This is a genomic window from Collinsella sp. AF08-23 (genome assembly GCF_003479805.1).
In the GTDB taxonomy this organism is placed as follows: domain Bacteria; phylum Actinomycetota; class Coriobacteriia; order Coriobacteriales; family Coriobacteriaceae; genus Collinsella.
Genome location: NZ_QUHV01000001.1, coordinates 210360 through 229675, shown reverse-complemented (window position 1 = coordinate 229675; position 19316 = coordinate 210360). Strand labels below are relative to the sequence as shown.

The 19316-nt window shown below is 62.0% G+C and carries 14 protein-coding genes; 3 read left to right on the top strand and 11 right to left on the bottom strand.

Features of this window, described 5'->3' with window-relative positions:
* Positions 1-35: 35 nt before the first annotated feature.
* The 7 genes from DWV48_RS00880 to DWV48_RS00850 all read right to left on the bottom strand — a co-directional run bounded on the left by DWV48_RS00880 (position 36) and on the right by DWV48_RS00850 (position 10817).
* Entirely contained in the window at positions 36-1460 is a 1425-nt protein-coding gene (locus DWV48_RS00880; protein ID WP_118652489.1) for an MFS transporter, read from the bottom strand.
* 277 nt (positions 1461-1737) lie between these two features.
* Entirely contained in the window at positions 1738-2418 is a 681-nt protein-coding gene (locus tag DWV48_RS09470; protein WP_294122588.1) for a methylated-DNA--[protein]-cysteine S-methyltransferase, read from the bottom strand.
* 331 nt (positions 2419-2749) lie between these two features.
* Complete coding sequence (locus DWV48_RS00870) at positions 2750-6424, bottom strand: FtsX-like permease family protein (RefSeq protein WP_118652487.1); 3675 nt, start codon at positions 6422-6424, stop codon at positions 2750-2752.
* 12 nt (positions 6425-6436) lie between these two features.
* Complete coding sequence (locus DWV48_RS00865) at positions 6437-7138, bottom strand: ABC transporter ATP-binding protein (RefSeq protein ID WP_118652485.1); 702 nt, start codon at positions 7136-7138, stop codon at positions 6437-6439.
* A 184-nt stretch (positions 7139-7322) separates the two neighbouring features.
* Positions 7323-8174, bottom strand: coding sequence for a DegV family protein (locus DWV48_RS00860; RefSeq protein WP_118652671.1), 852 nt, complete (start codon positions 8172-8174; stop codon positions 7323-7325).
* A 180-nt stretch (positions 8175-8354) separates the two neighbouring features.
* The gene (locus tag DWV48_RS00855) at positions 8355-9380 is read right to left on the bottom strand and encodes an aspartate-semialdehyde dehydrogenase (protein WP_118652483.1); all 1026 of its coding nucleotides are present in this window, start codon (positions 9378-9380) and stop codon (positions 8355-8357) included.
* 72 nt (positions 9381-9452) lie between these two features.
* Positions 9453-10817, bottom strand: a complete 1365-nt coding sequence (locus DWV48_RS00850; protein ID WP_118652481.1) for an aspartate kinase — start codon at positions 10815-10817, stop codon at positions 9453-9455.
* 241 nt (positions 10818-11058) lie between these two features.
* On the opposite strand from DWV48_RS00850, the gene thrC reads away from it, so the two are divergent.
* Positions 11059-12573 (top strand): threonine synthase, encoded by a 1515-nt coding sequence (thrC, locus tag DWV48_RS00845; RefSeq protein WP_118652479.1) that lies wholly within the window; start codon positions 11059-11061, stop codon positions 12571-12573.
* 165 nt (positions 12574-12738) lie between these two features.
* Here the strand turns inward: thrC and DWV48_RS00840 are convergent, their stop codons facing one another.
* Positions 12739-13038: a DUF2442 domain-containing protein gene (locus DWV48_RS00840; protein ID WP_118652477.1), complete on the bottom strand. Its 300-nt coding sequence runs from the start codon at positions 13036-13038 to the stop codon at positions 12739-12741.
* 225 nt (positions 13039-13263) lie between these two features.
* Between DWV48_RS00840 and thrB the strand changes: the two genes are divergently transcribed.
* Both thrB and DWV48_RS00830 read left to right on the top strand, forming a co-directional pair.
* Positions 13264-14145 carry a homoserine kinase gene (thrB, locus tag DWV48_RS00835; RefSeq protein WP_118652475.1) on the top strand — a complete coding sequence of 294 codons (882 nt, stop codon included), beginning with the start codon at positions 13264-13266 and terminating at the stop codon, positions 14143-14145.
* A 147-nt stretch (positions 14146-14292) separates the two neighbouring features.
* Positions 14293-15231: an aldo/keto reductase family oxidoreductase gene (locus DWV48_RS00830; protein ID WP_118652473.1), complete on the top strand. Its 939-nt coding sequence runs from the start codon at positions 14293-14295 to the stop codon at positions 15229-15231.
* 235 nt (positions 15232-15466) lie between these two features.
* Here the strand turns inward: DWV48_RS00830 and pflA are convergent, their stop codons facing one another.
* The 3 genes from pflA to pflB form a co-directional block, all read right to left on the bottom strand.
* The gene (gene pflA, locus DWV48_RS00825; protein ID WP_118652471.1) at positions 15467-16285 is read right to left on the bottom strand and encodes a pyruvate formate-lyase-activating protein; all 819 of its coding nucleotides are present in this window, start codon (positions 16283-16285) and stop codon (positions 15467-15469) included.
* A 467-nt stretch (positions 16286-16752) separates the two neighbouring features.
* Positions 16753-17004 carry an autonomous glycyl radical cofactor GrcA3 gene (gene grcA3 / locus DWV48_RS00820; RefSeq protein ID WP_040360482.1) on the bottom strand — a complete coding sequence of 84 codons (252 nt, stop codon included), beginning with the start codon at positions 17002-17004 and terminating at the stop codon, positions 16753-16755.
* A 141-nt stretch (positions 17005-17145) separates the two neighbouring features.
* Positions 17146-19260, bottom strand: a complete 2115-nt coding sequence (pflB, locus tag DWV48_RS00815; RefSeq protein ID WP_118652469.1) for a formate C-acetyltransferase — start codon at positions 19258-19260, stop codon at positions 17146-17148.
* Positions 19261-19316: the final 56 nt, after the last annotated feature.

Below are 19316 nucleotides of genomic sequence, written 5' to 3'. Positions count from 1 at the left end.
CAACTAATCAGGCACGCCCAGCGAGGAGAACTTCCTCAGATCCGCTTGTGGCGTTTAAGGGCGCGGGCGACGGTCAGGGCGAACCCCACGGCAACCAAAACGGCCGTGATCATGTACACCACGCGATAGCCGGAGAGGAAGATGTCGGGCCGGCCTTCAACGAACGCCGTGACCGGGTGCCCCGCGGCTGCGCCCATCTGCCCGTAGAGGATGAAGGTGGAACCGGAGATACCGATCGCCATGCCCAGGTACCGAGCGAGCGCACTGGCGCTGCCGGCAAATCCGAGCGTCTCAACGGGCACCGAGCCCATGATGAGCGAGTTGTTGGGCGACTGGAAAATCGATGTACCGCATGACGCAAGGCCCAGGCAGAACAGGATCCAGGAAATGGAGGCGTCCATCCCCAGCATCCCAATGAGGTACAAGCCGACGCTGAACGACGCCAACCCCACGCATGTGGGCACCTCGCAGCCGATGCGATCGGACACCGCACCGGAAATAGGACCGACAAGTGCGTTGACCAGGGGGATAACGCAGAAGATGAGACCGGAGAGACCTGGATCGAACCCTCGAGCGTCCTGGAGATAGAACGGCGTCATGAGTTCGTAGACACCAATCGCCACAAAGCTGATGAACAGGCAGATAAGGTTCACCACGAAATGCCTATCGCAGAAGATGTCAAACGCCACCAAAGGCTGTTCGACCGCACGCTCGTGACGGACGAACAGAACGAGCAGTACGACGCCCGCCGCAAACGAACCGGCAACAAGCAGCCCGGGGTTGCTCTGCAGTATGGTGACGGACAGGAATGTGAGCAACATGCCGGGGACGAGTAGAACCGCGCCAAAGACGTCCATGGTCCCACCCTCGACTGTGAACCCTGTGCGCGGCAGAGTAAATCGGCCCAGCACAAGCGAGAGCACACCCACGGGAACGTTGATGAGGAAGATATACTCCCAAGGCATCACCGCCACGATGAAACCGCCGAGCACGGGCCCGCACATCATGCCGAGCGCGACAAAGCTCGCCAACAGCCCCAACGCGCGACCGCGCTCGCGAGCGGGAAACGCCTCGGTGATGATGCCCATGTTGTTCGCCATGGCCGATGCCCCGCCGATGCCTTGCACCGCACGGGACACCACAAGTGCGGGCAGCGTGGTGGAAAGGCCGCACATGAGTGAACCGATGGTGAAGATCACCACGCCGAACTCGAAGAAACGAACCTTGCCGTGCAGGTCGCCCAGGCGCCCGAACACGAGCAGGAACGCGCACATGGTAAGCAGGTAAACCGATGAGACCCATTGGATCTGACCAAGGCCGGCTTCCAGGGCCTTCTGCATCACGGGGAGGGCCACGTTGACGATGCTCGAATCGAGCGTAGCCATAAAGGTCATGATGAGCACCGTGAACAGGATGGCCCATTTGTTCGGCTTCTTTGCCGCATCGGTCGTTTGACTCATGCGCGCCCTTTCCACATAAAAGCGGGTTCCCACCTCATAGCAGCATGAGCTGAGAACCCGCGTCGGTTCGGTTGCGCTATTTTTGCATGGAACGGCGCGAACCTCCATGCACATCTCGTCACTTCATGCCAAAACCAAGGCTGCCGCGAAAGGTAACTCTCGCGGCACTCTCGGCACGAATATGCCGAAAATCCTCCGCGAAAGTACACTCTCGCGGATGCTGTGGACACGTGCGGAGGTTGTCTGCACGCGTATGCGAGGTTGTCGAAGGCCTCGGTTACCGCGCCGCCTCGAGCTCGAGCAGGGCGCGTTTGCGCTCCACGCCACCGGCGTATCCGGTGAGCGATCCGTCCGCACCCACCACGCGATGGCAGGGCACGATGATCGAGATGGGATTTCGGCCCACTGCCGCACCAACGGCACGCGGAGAGGGCGTCTTTGCGGCATCGCCTTCCAGCCCCGCTTCCGTGAACCCGCGGCGACGCGCCACCCGATGGGCCAATTCGCCATAGGTGACCGTCTCGCCATAAGGGATCTCAAGCAACGCGACCCAAATCGCATGTTGGAACTCGGTGCCCTCGATGTGCAGAGGTGGGGTCCAACGCGGCGCTTGACCGGCGAAATACGCGTTCAGCCACGCCCATGCACGCTCGAGCACGCCCACCGCAGCGGTATTCCGCGGGTCCTCGGCGTTCAGGGGGCTGCACCCGGATACGGCATCGCAGCCCTCAATCTTCTCGCACGTGACGGCAGGTGCGGCCTCGGCATGCGGCTCGGCATGCACGGCAGCGTTCACCGCGTCCTCGAATACACCTCGCTCCATGTCAAAGGAGGGCTCATCGCCCTCAAGCGTGGAGCCGTAATGCGCTTGGTCGGCAAACCACAAACCCGTGAGCCCACGCGCGTCGGCGGCAAGCGTGATGTCGCCTAGCGGCGAGTGGTAGGTGGTGGTTATCATGCGGTCCCCCTTACAGCACAGTCGATTCATTGTACCGCCGCCACAAGGTCACCTTGCCTGGCACGCTGGGATATATACGGTACGCAGTGTGGCTTCGCTTCACTCCATAAAACACCGCTACGGTATATATCCCAGCGCTCCCCCTTCCGCACCTGCAGCGCTTCAACCTCTTTATCCCGCCTGCATAGGTAGATGAGTTCAAAAGCACTCAATCGCCGATTTAGCCGAGCACGAGGCGTGGCGGGCCTTATATACCGTAGGAGCGTTTTTGTGGAGCGAAGCGGAACCACGCTCCGGAGCGTATATAAGGCCCGCCACGAATCAGGTGCAGCTACTCGGCGCTCTTGAGGGCTCCCACCATATCGATCTTGTCGAGGCTGCGATTGGTCATCTGGTTGATGATGAGCGTGAACACGAGCGCCATGATCGAGGCGAACACATACGTCTGGGGCTCGACGATCGTGTCGAAGAACAGCGACGGCATGCGCAACACGTACGTAAGGAACCGCGTGATGAGGTACCCGAGGGGCCATCCCGCCACGATGCCGATGAGCGTGAGGACAATCGTCTCCTTGTTGATGTAGCGATACACCTCGCGCCGGCGGAAGCCCAGCACCTTGATGGTGGCGAGCTCGCGTTCGCGCTCGGAGATGTTGGTGTTGGACAGCGTGAAGACCACGGCGAACGCCAACGCAGCCGCCATGACCGTCACCACGTACACCACCACGTCGATGATCTTGAAGCTCTCTGAGAAATCATTGGCGATCTTGGTGGAGCTCGACACACTCACGAACGTGTTCCCAGCAGAGAGCTCATCAGCAAGGGCGATCTTTTCGGCATCCGTGCCCTCGAGACTGACCAGGAACGCGTTGGGTATGCACGGCTCGCCAAAGGCCTCTTGGTAGGCACTCTCCGTCATGAAGATGAAATTTCCCAGGAAGTTAACGGTTATGCCGTCCACACGGGCGCTGCCGGTTTGCAAGGCGGTGCCCTGCAGCGCGAGCTCGTCGCCCAGGCCAAATCCCAACACCTGCTCGGCGTTCTTCGTGATGAGCGCTCCGTTATCCTCACGCGGGAGTCCAAGCTCCTCGCCGCCCATCGCCGGAGCAAGGAACGAGGTATGGGAGCCGTCCTCGGTCTTCATGTAGGCAGACAGGTCCGCGTTGTCGGGGACAACGATGAGCTGGATGTTCTCCTTCACGCCGCCAAACTCGGCGGTGACCGTATCGACGCGCGCCTCGAGCATCGTGTCGATGGCACCCGTGGCGCGCAGTTCGTCCTCACCCTGGGAGAAGTCCGCGTCGGCCGTCACGGCCAGCAGGTCGTAGCGCACGATGCCCTCCGAGCCGTACTGGCGCGGCTTGAGCGAGATCACCGTGTCGCGAATGCCCAGGCCGCAGATCATGAGCGCGGTGCACCCGGCAATACCGAAAACCGTCATGAGGAAGCGCTTTTTGTAGCGGAAGAGGTTGCGCGCGCTCACCTTGTTGAGGAAGGAGAGGCGCCGCCACACGGGCGTGATGCGCTCGAGCAGGATGCGCTTGCCCGCGCGCGGGGCCTTGGGGCGCATGAGTGAGGCAGGCGTTTCCCTGAGCACGTGGCGGCACGCGAGAAACGTTGCGCCCACGATTCCGACGGCGAACAGGGTGATGCCGAGTGCCGCCGTGAACGCGTTGAAGTGCAGCTGGAACGGCGGCAGCGCGTACATGGTGGTGAAGATGGTGAAGATGATCTCGGGCAGCACGATGAAGCCAAGGGCGTCGCCTGCAATGCCGCCGGCCACGCATGCGGCGAACGAGTAGATGAGGTACTTGGAGAGGATGCGGCCGCGGCTATACCCGAGCGCTTTGTACACACCGATGAGTCCGCGGTCTTCCTCGACCATGCGCGTAACCGTGGTGAGGCTGATGAGCACCGCCACCGTGAAGAAAATGAGGGGGAACACCGTGGCGATGGACTCGATGGAACTCGCGTCCGACTCGATGCTCGCATAGCTGGCAAGCGAGCTGCGATCCTGGATGTACCAGGTGGCACGCTCGATGCCATCCACCTCGGAACGTGCATCGGCAAACTTGGCATTCGCGCTGGCCTTTTGCTCATCGAGCTCCGCTTGGCCCTCGGCGGCGTCGGCAGAGCCCTCGGCAAGCTCGGCGCGACCGCCCTCAAGCTGCGCCTCGGCGCTGGCGCGCTGTTGGTCGAGGGTTGCCCGCGCCGCCTCGAGTTGCCCTAGGCTCTGGTTCGCCTTGGCGCGGGCCGCGTCAAGTTGCACCTGACCAGCCTCGATCTTGCCGAGCGCCGCCTGCACCGTGGGCTTGCTGAGCACCGCGTCCGCGATGTCGTCGGCTTGCGATGACATGTCGGAAAGCTGGCCCGAGAGCGTCGTCAGCGTGTTCTTGATGGTGAGGACCCGGTTCTTGGCCTCTTGGATATCAGACTCGTTTTCTGGATATGCGGAGACGAGTGCCTTGATCTGCTCGATCTGACCTGAGAGATCGGGGCGAATGACGGCAAGCCGGTCGAGCGCGGCGAGCGCCTCCTCCTTCGCCGCGGGATCGCCGACGGGCAACCGGTCGAGCGCGGCAATGATCCCGTCGCAAAGCTCCTCGGCCTGCTGCAATTGGCCAGACGCCTCGTCAATATACGCCGTGATGGCCGTGGTGAATTCCGCCTTTGCCGTGGCGTCACCCTCCAGCAACCGCTGCCAAGCGGCCTCCGGCCACGTATGGCCGGTGAGCCCGCTGTTCATGATCGCCTTGAGCGTTGCGGCTCCCGACTCAGCCTGAGCTATCTGCGCGAGAGCCGACTCAGCTTGAACGCGTCCAGCGTCGAGCTCGGTCTGCCTGGCGTCAATGACGGCCATGCCGTAAGTCAACTGCGTGCGAGATGCATCGAGCTTGGTCTGGGCGTCCGCAAGCTGGCGGCGCGCATCCGCCCCTTGCGCCGCGAGCGCGGCCTCGCCCTCGGCTATCTGAGCAAGTGCATCATCAATCTGGGCCTCCGCATCTTCGAACTGCTTGTCCGCCTCCGCCTGCGCGTCGTCGACCTCTTTGCGTGCATCGGCTTTGAGGCCCTCGCTCCGTGCCTCCTCGCGCTGCTCGCGAATGTCCTCAACGCGCTGTTTCACCTCATCGACCATATCCTTGTACTCATCGGAGTAGGTCATGAGATCTGCCGCGCCTTTTACCGTGAGGTAGGCAACGGTGAACGTGCCACGGTCCAATACGGCGCCGGGTGTGAGGAAAAATGCGTACTGCGATCCTCCCGAGCTGCGAAAGCTCATAGTTTTGCTACCCGCGTTCACGTCCATGGGGTCGAGCACGGAAGCTGTGATCGTGTACTCGCCGCGCTTGAAGATGGCGGAGGAGCCTCCCGCTGCCAGGGCCGTATCGTCAGCGGCGTCGGCGGTCCCCGTGGCATCGGCGGTCACCGCAGCGCCGGCGGCTCCCGCGTCGTCGCCCGCTTCGCCAGCGTCGTCGGTGGCCCCTGCGGCGCTGGGCTCCTCGCCTTCGCCCTCGAAGGTCACGGTATCACCGATCTTCTTGCCGCTCACATCGAGGTACTTCTGCGTCACGGCGACCTCGTTGACATCGCGCGGCAGGCGCCCCTCGATCACCTGGGGTTCATTCATCCCCGCCGGCAAGAGCGCCTTGAGGTCAACCTTCGCGCTTGCACCTTTGACCTGAGTGTATGCCGTTTCGGAATACCCGCCCCCTACCACATCGACACCGTCTATCTTGGCCAGGGCCTCTATATCGCCCTCGTCCAGACCCAACGTGGACTGAATCGAGATGTCGAACAGCCGCTGGCTGTCGTAGTAGCTGTCGGCGGTGAAGCGCAGGTCGTCGCAGGCGGCCTTGAGGCCGACGAGCATCGTGGCGCCCAGCGCGGTGATGACGAACAACGAGATGAACCGCTTGAGATTGCCCGTGATGGTGCGGGCGATGTCCGTTCTGAACGCGTTTGGACGCCGGTTACCGGAACGACGGTCCGTCTTTCTCCCCTTCATAGACACCGTCGCCTACCACTCGATATCGGCGATGGGTGTGGGTGTGGCGTTCACGCGCATGTCGGTCACGCGGCCGCTCTTGAAACGGATGAGGCGGTCGGCCATGGGGGCGAGCGCGGAGTTATGCGTGATGATGAGGACCGTGATGCCATCGCGACCGCACGTGTCCTGCAGCAACTGCAGCACTTGCTTGCCCGTCTGGTAATCGAGGGCGCCCGTGGGCTCGTCGCACAGCAGGAGCTTGGGGTTCTTGGCCAGCGCTCGGGCGATGGATACGCGCTGCTGCTCGCCACCGGAAAGCTGCGAGGGGAAGTTCGCCATGCGCTCGCCCAGGCCCACCTTGCGCAGGCACTCGGCGGCGTCAAGGGAGTCGGGGCAAATCTGGGAAGCGAGCTCGACATTCTCAAGCGCGGTGAGGTTGGGCACGAGGTTGTAGAACTGGAACACAAAGCCCACGTCGGCGCGGCGGTACTCCACGAGGTCGTCTTCGGAGGCGGAGCTCACGTCGCGCCCGTCGACGACAACGCGTCCACTCGTGGCGGTGTCCATGCCGCCGAGGATGTTGAGCGCGGTGGTCTTGCCCGCGCCGGAGGCGCCGAGGATCACAGCGAGCTCGCCGCGATCGACCTCAAACGACGCCCCATCCAGCGCGTGGACTTCGGCATCACCCGAGCCATAAACCTTCGTCACATCGCTGAACTCGATATATGCCATACGCGGCGCTCCCGTTGCGTGGGTTCCCATTATGAATTGATATACCCACAAGTATAGGCATCAGGCAAATACGTGGGCAGCATGTGCGAATATCGAACCACATCGACCCGACAGCTTGGAGAATACCGATCGCGCTCTTTGCGCTGGCGGACGTTGCGGTGCCTGCGCTCGCAAGAGAACGTGGTTACTTTTGCAGCAGGACCGCGCCGAAGGCGGTGGGGCCGCAGTGGCTGGAGATCACGCCACCAACCTGCGTCCACGTGATGTCCTCGAAACCGAGCTCGCGGGCATATACCTCCATGTCGCCGCGCAGTTCCTCGGACAGGCCCACGGAATACGCGAGACCAATATGCGAAAAATCGATATCGCCCTTCTCGACCATGTGGTCGAGGAACGCACGGGCACACTTGAGCATGGAGCCACGGAATTTCTTGGTGGCGACGAACTTGCCGCCCGTGACCTCGATGCACGGCTTGATCTTGAGCAGATGCGCACCAAGGAACGCCACGTTGGAGAGGCGACCGCCCACCTTGAGGAAGGCGAGGTCGGTGGGGACGAAGCCCAAAAGCACGCGATCCATCACGCTCTCGACGAAGGAGAATATTTCCTCGACCGTCGCATCGGGGTTCGCCTCGATATACTTGGCGGCCTCGACGGCAATGAGCGACTGACCCACAGAGACGAAGCGTGTATCCATCGAGTACACGTAGTCGCGGCCCTCGGCGGCGATCTTAGAGGACTGATGCGAGCAGGTGGTCACCTCGGAATACGCAAGGTGCAGGATGGTGGCTTCGGGCTGCTCGGCGTGGATGCGATCGTAAACCTCATTGAAGTCCGCAGGAGAACAGCCGCTCGTCTTTGGCATCTGACCCATCTCATTGCAGCGCGAGTAGATCTCAAGCGGATCGATCGAGCCGTCGTCCACCGTCTCGTCCCCCATCGTCACGTGCATAGGAACACTCACGATTCCATAGCGCTCACGCAGCTCCGGCGTGACATCTGCGCCGGATTCGACCACGATGACATACTCGCTCATACAGACCACGACCATTCTTATCGTATTCAGACGCGAAAGGCGCCGCCCGCACATCCGTGCAGACGACGCCCTCCGCTGTCATTCCGTGCTTCGACTAGATTGTACACACTTTACTTAGTAGTGTTGCTTTACCCGCAGACGGTCTCGACCGCCGTTGAGCGGCCGCGCGGCGTTTGCAGCCTACTCGCAGAGTAGTTTTGCAATCTGGACCGCATTTGTCGCCGCGCCCTTGCGAATCTGATCGCCGCAGCACCAAAACGTGATGCCGCGCAGCGCCTCCGGATTGGAGATGTCGCGGCGAATGCGGCCGACCCAGATGAGGTCTTGGTCGGTCGTGTCCAGCGGCATGGGCCAACGGTCGTGCGCGCTCTCTGCGTTCAGGTCGTCCACAAGCTTCACGCCAGGTGCCGCGGCAAGGGCCTCACGCGCCTGCTCAAGTGTGATGTCGCGCTCGAACTCGAGCGTGATGCTCTCGGAATGCGAGCGAACCACCGGTACGCGCACGCAGGTGCAGTTCACGCGAAGCTCGGGCAGATGCATGATCTTGCGCCCCTCGTTTTGCATCTTCATCTCCTCGGAGGTGAAGCCCTCGAATTTCTCGCCGCCGATCTGCGGGATGAGGTTGCTGGCGAGCTGCGCGGCGAATGCGCTCGGTGCGGGAATCTCCTCGCCGCGCCCCATGCAGCCGATCTGCTCCTCGAGCTCTCGCATGCCCGGGACGCCGGCACCACTCGCGGCCTGGTACGTCGAGACGATCATGCGCTTGACACCGGCGATTTGGTGAAGCGGCCAGGTGGGAACGAGGCCGATGATGGTGGCGCAGTTGGGGTTGGCGATGATGCCCTTGTGGTTGAGGGCATCGGCGGCGTTGATTTCGGGAACGACCAGCGGCACGTCCGCATCGAGGCGGAAGGCGTGCGAGTTGTCCACAACCACCGCACCGCGCTTGACGGCCTCGGGGTAGAGCGCGAGCGCGATGTCGTCCTCCGCCGCGCCGAGCACGATGTCGACCCCGTCGAACGCCTCGGGTGCCGCGGCCTCGACCGTGACCTCGCCCCACGGAGTCTCGACGACCTTGCCGGCCGAGCGCGGGCTCGCAAGCAGCTTGAGGGAGCCAACCGGGAACTCCTGCTCCTCCAGGCATTGAAGCATCTGCGTGCCCACCGCTCCGGTGGCGCCCACGATGGCGACGGAATATGTCTTCATGTTGTCCCCCTTCTCAAAAGGATATGTCGAATGCCACCCTCACATGACGTGACGAGCGGGCGCATGCTCTGCTTAAAACGGGCTCGGCGTCGGCTCGAGATCGGCCGTGGTAACAATGCCGTTCTCATCGGAGAACGCCTCGTAAATGGTCTTGATGGCGCGGTCAAAATCGCGCTCCTCGACGCCGACGATGATGTTGATCTCGTCGCAGCCCTGGGTGATCATGCGGACGCTCACGCCCGCCTCGCCCAGCTTGCCGAACAGGTGCCCCGAGATACCGGCGCGCCCGCGCAGGTTGCGGCCAACCGTCGCAATGAGCGCCAGATTCTCGACAACCTCAATCTCCAGCGGCTCGACTTCCTCCTGGATATCGGAAACGAGCGAGTACAGGGAGTCCTTGACGTCGGCGGCCTGAACGACTGCGGCAAACTGGTCCACACCCGTGGGCATGTGCTCGACCGAGACACCATAGCGCTCAAAGACGGACAGGGCACGACGCATGAAGCCAATGCGGCTCTTGGTGCGGTCACGCGAGACGTTGATGGCGAGGAACCCGCGCTTGCCGGCGATGCCGGTGATGATGGGCTCGGAATCGCCCTCTTTGGCGGTCTCGGAAATGATGGTGCCCGGATCCTCGGGCGCATTGGTGTTTTTGATCACGAGCGGGATGCCGGCATCGCGCACGGGGAAGACGGCCTCCTCATGCAGGACGCTCGCGCCCATGTAGGAGAGTTCGCGAAGCTCCTCGTAGGTGATGCGGGGAATGGGCTGCGCGCCCGGCACGATGCGAGGATCGGCGGAGAGGAAGCCCGAGACGTCCGTCCAGTTCTCGTAGAGATCAGCCTCCAGGCACTGGGCGAGGATGGAGCCGGAGATGTCTCCGCCGCCGCGGTCGAGCAGGCGGATCTTACCCTCCTTGGTGGCACCGTAGAAGCCGGGCATGACGAATCCGCCTTCGCGGGCGTTTTCCTTGACGAGCTCCGCCGTGCGCTTCATTGAGAGCGTGCCGTCGTGGTGGAAGGCGACCATATCCGCAGCGTCGATGAACGGCAGCCCCAGGTACTCGGCCATGAGGCGCGCAGTGAAGTACTCACCGCGGCTCACAAGCTCCTCGGTGGTGTACCCGCCGGTACGGGCGCGCTCGGCAAACGCCGCGAACTCATCGCGGATCGGATAGTCGAGGTTCAACTCGTCGGCGATGTCGAAATAGCGCTGGCCGATGTCGGTAAGCAGGTCCTCGCAGGAAACGTGGTAGTTCACGTGAGCGTCTACGAGATACAGCAGGTCGGTGACCTTGGTGTCGGCCTTGGAACGGCGTCCGCACGCACTCACCACCACGAAGCGGCGTGCCGGGTCGGCGTCGATAATCGCCTTGATCTTGCGGAAATGCTCGGCGTCGGCGACGGACGAACCGCCAAATTTGGTGATCTTGATCATGGTGCGCAGAAACCCCTCCCCAGCGCGTGCCGCAAACGGGCAGCGCGACATGACACGTAGGCTGCCACTTTACCATGAGCTAGTAGGGCAGCTCAAAGGTGTCACCATTGTTTCCAAATAAAGAACGTCATGTGGAATGGCGCTGTAAAGGCCCGCGCCTGCGTTCACTTTAGCCAGCCGGAGCGGGACGCTCTGGTACCATGAGCTCCATCTATGCACCCAATTGTGAGGAGATCGCAGTATGGCGACGTACCACAGCACGCGTTCACGTACATCTGAGCTCAGCTCCAAGCAGGCGATTCGACGCGGCATCGCGCCGGACGGCGGTCTGTACGTGAGCGACGCGCTGGGCGAGGCCACCATCAACCTCGCCAGCCTCGCCTCCAAGGACTACTTCGAGCTCGCACGCGAGGTGCTCGGCGCGCTCCTGCCCGACTACAGCGCCGACGAGATCGCCGCCTGCGTTTGCGAGGCCTACGAGGGCACCTTTGCCAGCGACGAAGTCACCCCCGTGGTGCCGCTCGCGCAGGCCCCCAACGCCGATGGCGTGCCCTCCTACGTCCTCGAGCTCTGGCACGGCCCCACCAGTGCGTTCAAGGACGTTGCCCTGCAGATGCTCCCCCGCCTCATGGCCCGCACGGCTGACTCCGCCGCTGAGGATGCGCCCGCCAAGATCCAAATCGTCACCGCGACCTCGGGTGACACCGGAAAGGCGGCGCTTGCCGGCTTTGCCGACGCGCCCGGTGTGGGCATCACCGTCTTCTATCCAGAGGGCAAGGTCTCCCGCGTGCAGGAACTCCAGATGAGTACGCAAGAGGGCGGCAACGTCACCGTCTGCGGGGTGCGCGGCAACTTCGATGACGCTCAGAGCGCCGTCAAGCGCATCTTCGGCGACATCGAGCTCGCCGAGCACCTGGCAGAGCAGGGCGTGATGCTCTCCAGTGCCAACTCCATCAACGTCGGCCGCCTGGTGCCGCAGGTCGTGTATTACTTCGCTGCCTATGCTCAGCTCCTGCGCGCAGGCGCCATCGAGCCGGGCGATGCGGTCGAGTTCTGCGTGCCCACCGGCAACTTCGGCGACATCCTCGCCGGCTACTACGCCAAGCGCATGGGTCTGCCCGTGGCCAAGCTCGTCGTGGCAAGCGATAAGAACAACGTGCTCTACGATTTCCTCACCACCGGTACCTACGACCGTCAGCGCCCCTTCTACACCACGACGTCGCCGAGCATGGATATCCTCATCTCGTCCAACCTCGAGCGCATGCTCTACTACCTGAGCGACGGCAACTGCGAACTGGTCGCGCAGCTCATGGAAAGCCTCAGCGGCGAGGGTTCCTACACCCTGCCCGCCGACTTGCTCGCCCGCATCCAGGAGGTCTTCGGATGCGGTTGGGCCGACGAGGACCAGGTCGCGAACGCCATCAAGGAGTGCTGGGACGCGAACGGCTACGTGATCGACCCGCACACTGCATGCGGCTTCCACGTCCTGGCTGAGCAACCCGCCGCCCCGGATGCCAAGGCGCGCATCCTGCTCTCCACGGCGAGCCCCTACAAGTTCCCCCGCGCCGTCGCCGGGGCGCTCGGCCTGTTCTGTCCTCCGAGCGACTTCGCCTGCATGGACGTCCTCGCCAAGGCGACCGATACCACCGCGCCCGAGCAGCTTTCCACGCTCCAGGACAAGCCCGTCCTCCACACCGACGTGGTCGATATCGACGATATGCCCACGTACGTGGAGAACGCTGCCACAGCGCTGTAGAAGATACGTATATGGGTTCCGGCGTGTTTCATCCGGCGCTCGAACAATCCTGACTCGCACGAAGGCCACTTAAGGTGGCCTTCGGCTCATGCGGAACTCGCGGCGGACGAAACACGCCGGAACTTGAGCATACTACCCATGCTTAAGTCGCCGTGATAGTGAGAGTTAGGCCGCCTCTTCGGCGAGCGGATCGGCAACGCACTCGCTCGTCTCGTACATGCTCCAAGGGTCCAAATCAATACAAGCAGCTTCATCATGGTTTCCGGCAACGTCCCACGCAACGGCGTCATTCATAACTGTCAACCTGTTTGAAAAGAAATCTTCATCTGATAGGCGGGCAAATACACCGCCCCGCTCGATGAGGGGCTTGATGTCTGCACGGCGCACCGACCCGTCAGAGAAATACGCATACACGGTATAATCGTCGCCGGCGAGCGCCTGGACAACGCGGGGCAAATACTCCATGTGGCACCTCCTACATCAAAGGATCAATTGGATTGAGAGGCTTGCCCGCAGCCGCCAATTCCCAATTTTGCATCAATTCATCTTCCCAAAAACAATGCAATAACCGGCATAGGCACTCATTTCAACGGCGTGAAAAGTAACTTTATTGTACCCGCGCGCTCATGCCTTAAGAACAGCCCCTGATAGGATAGTAAGGTGAGTTTCATCCTCAAGAAGGAGAGCCCCATGATCAAGATCACTGTTCCCGCTACGAGTGCGAACCTCGGCATCGGCTATGACACGCTCGGTATGGCCGTGTCGCTGTACTCGCATTTCACCTTCGAACGCTCGGACGAACTCGAAATCACGGGTTGCCCTGTGGAGTTCCAAAGCGAGAACAACCTCGTGTACGTCTCTTTCGTCGACGCCCTGCGGGAGTGGGGTGAGGAGCCCTTCCCGGTCAAGCTCGACATCCATACCGAGGTGCCCGTGGCGCGCGGTCTCGGCAGCAGCTCCACCTGCGTGGTCGCTGGCATCATGGCAGCAGCCGCCCTCACCGGCCATACCGTCGACCGCGCTGAGCTCGTCCGCATCGCCACGTCCGTCGAGGGGCATCCCGACAATGTGGCCCCCGCGATCTTGGGCGGTGCCGTGTGTTCCTTCACGCCCGAGGGCGGCCTGCCGCGCTGCCTTCGCTATGACGTGAGCGATCGCTTGCGCTTCATCACCATCATCCCGCCCTACGAGGTCCATACGAGCGAGGCGCGCAAGGTGGTTCCGCAGGAGGTGCCGCTCTCGAACGCGGTGTGGCAGATGGGCCGTATCGCCGGCATGACGCGCGGTCTGGAGACGGGCGACCTCGCGCTCATCGCCGACGCGAACGACGATCGCCTGCAGGAGCCCTATCGCCGGGCACTCATCCCCGACTACGATGCCATCCGCGCCACGTGCCTGGAGGGCGGGGCGGGAACGCTGTGGATCTCCGGCTCCGGATCGACCCTCATGGCTGTGACTGACGATACTATCGTCGCCAAGTTCCTGCAGGTGCGCCTCCGCGAGGCCTTCCCCGCCTGCGAAACCCACATCCTCACCTGCGACACCGAAGGCGCACAGATCGAGTACCTCTAATTTCCAACTGAGGACGTAGTCGTTCTGCAAAACTTGCGATTTGGTATTGACAGCAGGCTTTCGTCAGCTGTCACGATCCCTTACTCAAGTTCTATCATGGCTATGATGCTTGTTTCCGGCATTCGCCCATACCTCGAAGGGAACCCCATGAACTACCAAACAATCGGATCGACTGAGTACGAGGCGAGCCGCATCGCAATGGGCGTCATGCGCATGGCTGGAAAAACGCGCGATGAGGCCCGCGACATCGTCCAGACGGCACTCAACTGCGGGATGAACTTCTTCGATTCCGCCGACATCTACGGTGCGGGCGAAAGCTCACGCGTCCTGGGGCAGGCCCTGCACGACCTCGGGGTCGCCCGCGACGATGTCATCCTCCAGACCAAATTCGGCATCGCTCCCGACTTCACCGGGAAGCGCAACGGCATCTACGACTTCTCGCGCGACCACCTGCTCTCCTCGCTCGAGGCCGAACTCGAGCGCCTGCAGACCGACCACGTCGACTTCGTGCTCCTGCATCGCCTCGACGCCCTCTGCGACCTCGACGAGCTCGGCGACACCATGGCCCACATCGTCGACTCCGGCATGGCGCGCCACATCGGCGTGAGCAACATGGGCCCCTGGAGCTGCGAGATGCTCCAGGCCAATCTCGATCAGAAGCTCGAGGTCAACCAGCTCCAGTTCGGCCTGTGCCATGCCGGCATGGTGCGCATGCAGATGCACGAGAACATGGAGGACGACGCCGCGGCCGACCGTGATGGCGGTGCGCTCTCCTACGCGCAGCTCACAGGCATGACCATCCAGGCCTGGAGTCCTCTTCAGTACGGCATGTTCGCAGGAACCTTCATCGATAACGAGCAGTTCGCCGAGCTCAACGGCGTCTTGGCTCAGATCGCCGAGGAGCGGGGCGTCTCCAAAGAAGCCGTTGCAATCGCCTGGATCTTGCGTCATCCCGCCCGCATGCAGGTTATCTCGGGTTCAATGGATCCCGAGCGCATTCGCGCCATCGCCCCCGGTGCCGATGTCGAGCTTACTCGCCAGGAATGGTACGACCTTTATATCGCCGCGGGTAACGACCTGCCATAAGACGGCAAATGTGTTCGTGACGTGCACAAACGGTGCTGACATCATGAACGAGTTGAAAACCGTTTTCGATGGGGAGCATGCGGGTACATCACTAGTACTCCACCCCTCACAAAAGGCGGCGCCAGGTCTCTCCACCGGCGCTGCCTTTTTGTTTGCACTGAAGCTCCCGTTTAGCCTTCCCCGCCGTCGGATCATTCGCCCGCGCGGGGGGCTTCCGGTCCGTCGGGCAACCCGGCTAACCCTGGCAGTTGTGTTCCGCTGCCCTGCCCATACGCAGCCCATGCAGGACCGCTTCGCGCAACTCGGGAATGCGACCCTTGTCCATAGCCGGCACATCCTTGAGCGGATACTCGATCCCAAGCTGCTCGTACTTCACGATGCCCATGGTGTGATACGGCAGGAGTTCCAGCCCCACCACATTGCGCCAGGGCGCGATCAGCCTTCCGAGTGCCTCGCATTCCTCGACCGTGTCGGTGATCCCGGGGACAACCACATGGCGAATGACGACCTTGATCCCGCGTCGCGCGAGCTCGTCACCGAACGCGATGATGTTGTCCGGTGCGCAGCGGGTCAGGTCCTTATGCCCCTGCGGATCGCTGTGCTTGATATCGAGTAGGACGAGATCGGTCTCCGAGAGCACGTTCTCGAACCGCTCCGGACGCTTGGGATTGTACGCATAACCGCAGCTGTCCAGGCACGTGTGGACGCGCCCGTTGGGGTTGTCGTGCATCGCCTTGAAAAGATCGCCCACGAACTCCGGCTGCAGCAGGGGCTCTCCACCCGTGACTGTGATCCCGCCCGTGCGGTAAAACGGGCGGTTGCTCTCGAATTCGCTCATGATGCGTTCGACCGTCACCGGGGTGCCCACACCCTCGCCCACGGCCCACGTGTCGGGATTGTGGCAATATGCGCAGCGCATGGGGCATCCCTGGGTGAACACCACGAATCGCACACCGGGCCCGTCGACCGTACCCATGCTTTCAATCGAGTGCACACGCCCGAGCGCGTAGCTCGATACCTGGTCCTGCAAGCCGTCCAACTGCACACGCGCCATGAGCCATCTCCCCCTTCATCTGCGGTATCCAACGCAGTCACATTTAACCGCTAGGTATCATACCCTGTTGGACATCCATTGCCCCAACGCCTTCAGCGAAATCTTCCTCGCAGCCGCAATGAAGATCGCCTAAGCCATCAGCTTTGACATACAAAAAACGACAATGTGTACCAAATTTCGCGTCTTAACGGCGATTTGGCGATGCCAGATCGGTGCCCTTGCGCATTTGCGCCATGTTTAACGATCAGATCTGCTCGCATGCCGGCGTTGATCCCACATTTCGCGCAATTGTACGCGGATACGCGCTGAAACGAACACGCTTTGGGATAGACACGCTACCCGGCGGTACACATTGTCGTTTTTTGTAAACTCATATCTTCAATGGGTCATTGGAAGCCCCCATGCGCAAAGACGGGCGCCAGGTTACCCTGCCGCCCGTCTCGTCACATTCGCTCTGCTATCGCGAATTAGAAGCCCTCGTGGAAGGTACGGGAGATGACCTCGTCCTGCTGATCCTTCGTGAGGTTGTGGAAGTTAACGGCATAGCCGGAAACACGCACGGTGAGCTGCGGGTACTTCTCCGGATGGGCCTGGGCGTCGAGAAGCGTGTCACGGTTGAACACGTTGACGTTCAGGTGGTGGCCACCCTTCTCGGCGTACGCGTCGATCATGCTCACGAGATTGTCGGCCTGCGCCTGCGGGATATCAGCGACCTTCATGGTGTTCTCCTTTTCTTGTTTGACGCCCCAACGCGCCAGAATAGGAATTGTTACTGAAAGTATATCAGTAGATGCCGCGCCGGTACGCCAGAATTACGACCGGCGCGGAAACATTACAGACGGACCACGTGGCCCGCGATCTTAGCGATCCTCAGAGCCCTCAGGAGCGGAGGAGTCGGTGCAATCGCAGCAAGCAACCGGGTTCTCGAACTCGATGTCACCGAGGTCGATGTCGCCAAAGAAGACCTCGTCCTCCTTGCCCAGCGCGCCCGGCACGATGGAGAAGGTGTTGGAAATGCCGTCCTGCGCGTCGCGGAACGGAAGCTTGGAAACCGAGCTCAGAGACGCGATGGCGCCATGGCTGTCGCGCTGGTGCATCGGGTTGGCACCCGGGGCGAACGGCACGCCGGCCTTACGGCCATCGGGCGTGGCGCCGGTGTTCTTGCCATACACCACATTGGAGGTGATGGTGAGGACAGAGGTGGTGGGCACGGAGTTGCGGTAGGTCTCGTGACGACGGATGCACTCCATGAACTCATGCACGATGTCGTGGGCAAGAGTGTCGACGCGGTCGTCATCGTTGCCGTACTTGGGGAAGTCGCCCTCGATGTTGAAGTCGACGATGACACCCTGCTCGTCGCGGACGGGGTGAACCTTGGCGTACTTAATGGCAGACAGGGAGTCGGCCACGACGGAGAGGCCGGCGATGCCCGTTGCGAACCAGCGATGGACGTCCTTGTCGTGCAGGGCCATCTGAATGGCCTCGTAGCAGTACTTGTCGTGCATATAGTGGATGATGTTCAGCGTGTTCACGTACACGCCGGCAAGCCACTTCATCATGTCCTTGTACTTGCTCATGACGTCATCGAAGTCGAGCGTGTCGCCCTCGACCGGACGGTACTTAGGGCCGATCTGCTTGTGGGAGACCTCGTCCACACCGCCGTTGAGTGCGTACAGAAGGCACTTGGCGAGGTTGGCGCGAGCGCCGAAGAACTGCATCTCCTTACCGACGCGCATGGAGGACACGCAGCAGGCGATGGCGTAGTCGTCGCCGTGGTACACGCGCATGACGTCGTCGTTCTCGTACTGGATGGACGAGGAGGCGATGGAGGTCTTGGCGCAGAACTCCTTGAAGGCCTGCGGCAGGTGCGTGGACCACAGGACGGTCAGGTTCGGCTCCGGGGAGGTGCCCATCGTCTCGAGCGTATGGAGGTAGCGGTAGCTCATCTTGGTGACGAGGGTACGGCCGTCGACACCCATGCCGCCAATAGACTCGGTGACCCACTGCGGGTCGCCCGAGAAGAGGTTCTGGTACTCGGGGGTACGAGCGAACTTGACCATGCGGAGCTTCATGATGAAGTGGTCGACGAACTCCTGGATCTGCTCCTCGGTGAAAGTGCCATTCTTGAGGTCGCGCTCGGCGTAGATGTCGATGAAGGTGGAGGTACGGCCAATAGACATGGCGGCGCCGTTTTGATCCTTCACGGCAGCCAGATAGGCGAGGTACATCCACTGGATGGCCTCCTGGGTGTTGGCAGCCGGGCGGGCGATGTCGAAGCCGTAGAGCTTACCGAGCTCGATAAGCTGCTGCAGCGAGCGAATCTGCTCGGAGAGCTCCTCGCGCAGGCGAATGTTGTCCTCGTTCATGACGGAGGGGGTGGAGGACTTCTGAGCCTGCTTGTCCTTGATCAGGGCGTCAACGCCGTACAGGGCCACGCGACGGTAGTCGCCGATGATGCGGCCACGGCCGTAGCCATCCGGCAGGCCGGTGATGATATGGGCGGAGCGGCAAGCGCGCATCTCGGGCTTGTACACGTCGAACACGCCGGCGTTGTGCGTCTTGCGCTTGTTGGTGTAGAAGTCGACGATCTCGGGGTCGACCTCATAGCCGTGCTGGGAAGCGGCCTGGCAGGCGATGCGGATACCGCCGTTGACGTGCAGGGCGCGCTTGAGCGGCTTGTCGGTCTGGAGACCAACAATGGTCTCGCGCTCGGGATGCTCGGCGTCGATGTAGCCGGCCGGGTGCGACAGGATACCGGTCACGACCTTGGTGTCCATGTCGAGAACGCCGCCCTGCTCACGCTCCTTGAGCATAAGGGCCATGACGTCGTCCCACAGCTTGGTGGTGCGCTCGGTGGGGCCCACCAGGAACGACTCGTCGCCCTCGTAGGGGGTATAGTTCTTCTGGATGAAGTCGCGGACGTCGACCTCTTTGGTCCAATTACCGTCCTCGAAGCCTTCCCATGCCTCCTGCATTACCTGACCACGCTCCTTGTCGTGCTGTCGGGACGGCTCTCGCCCCGATATCCGGC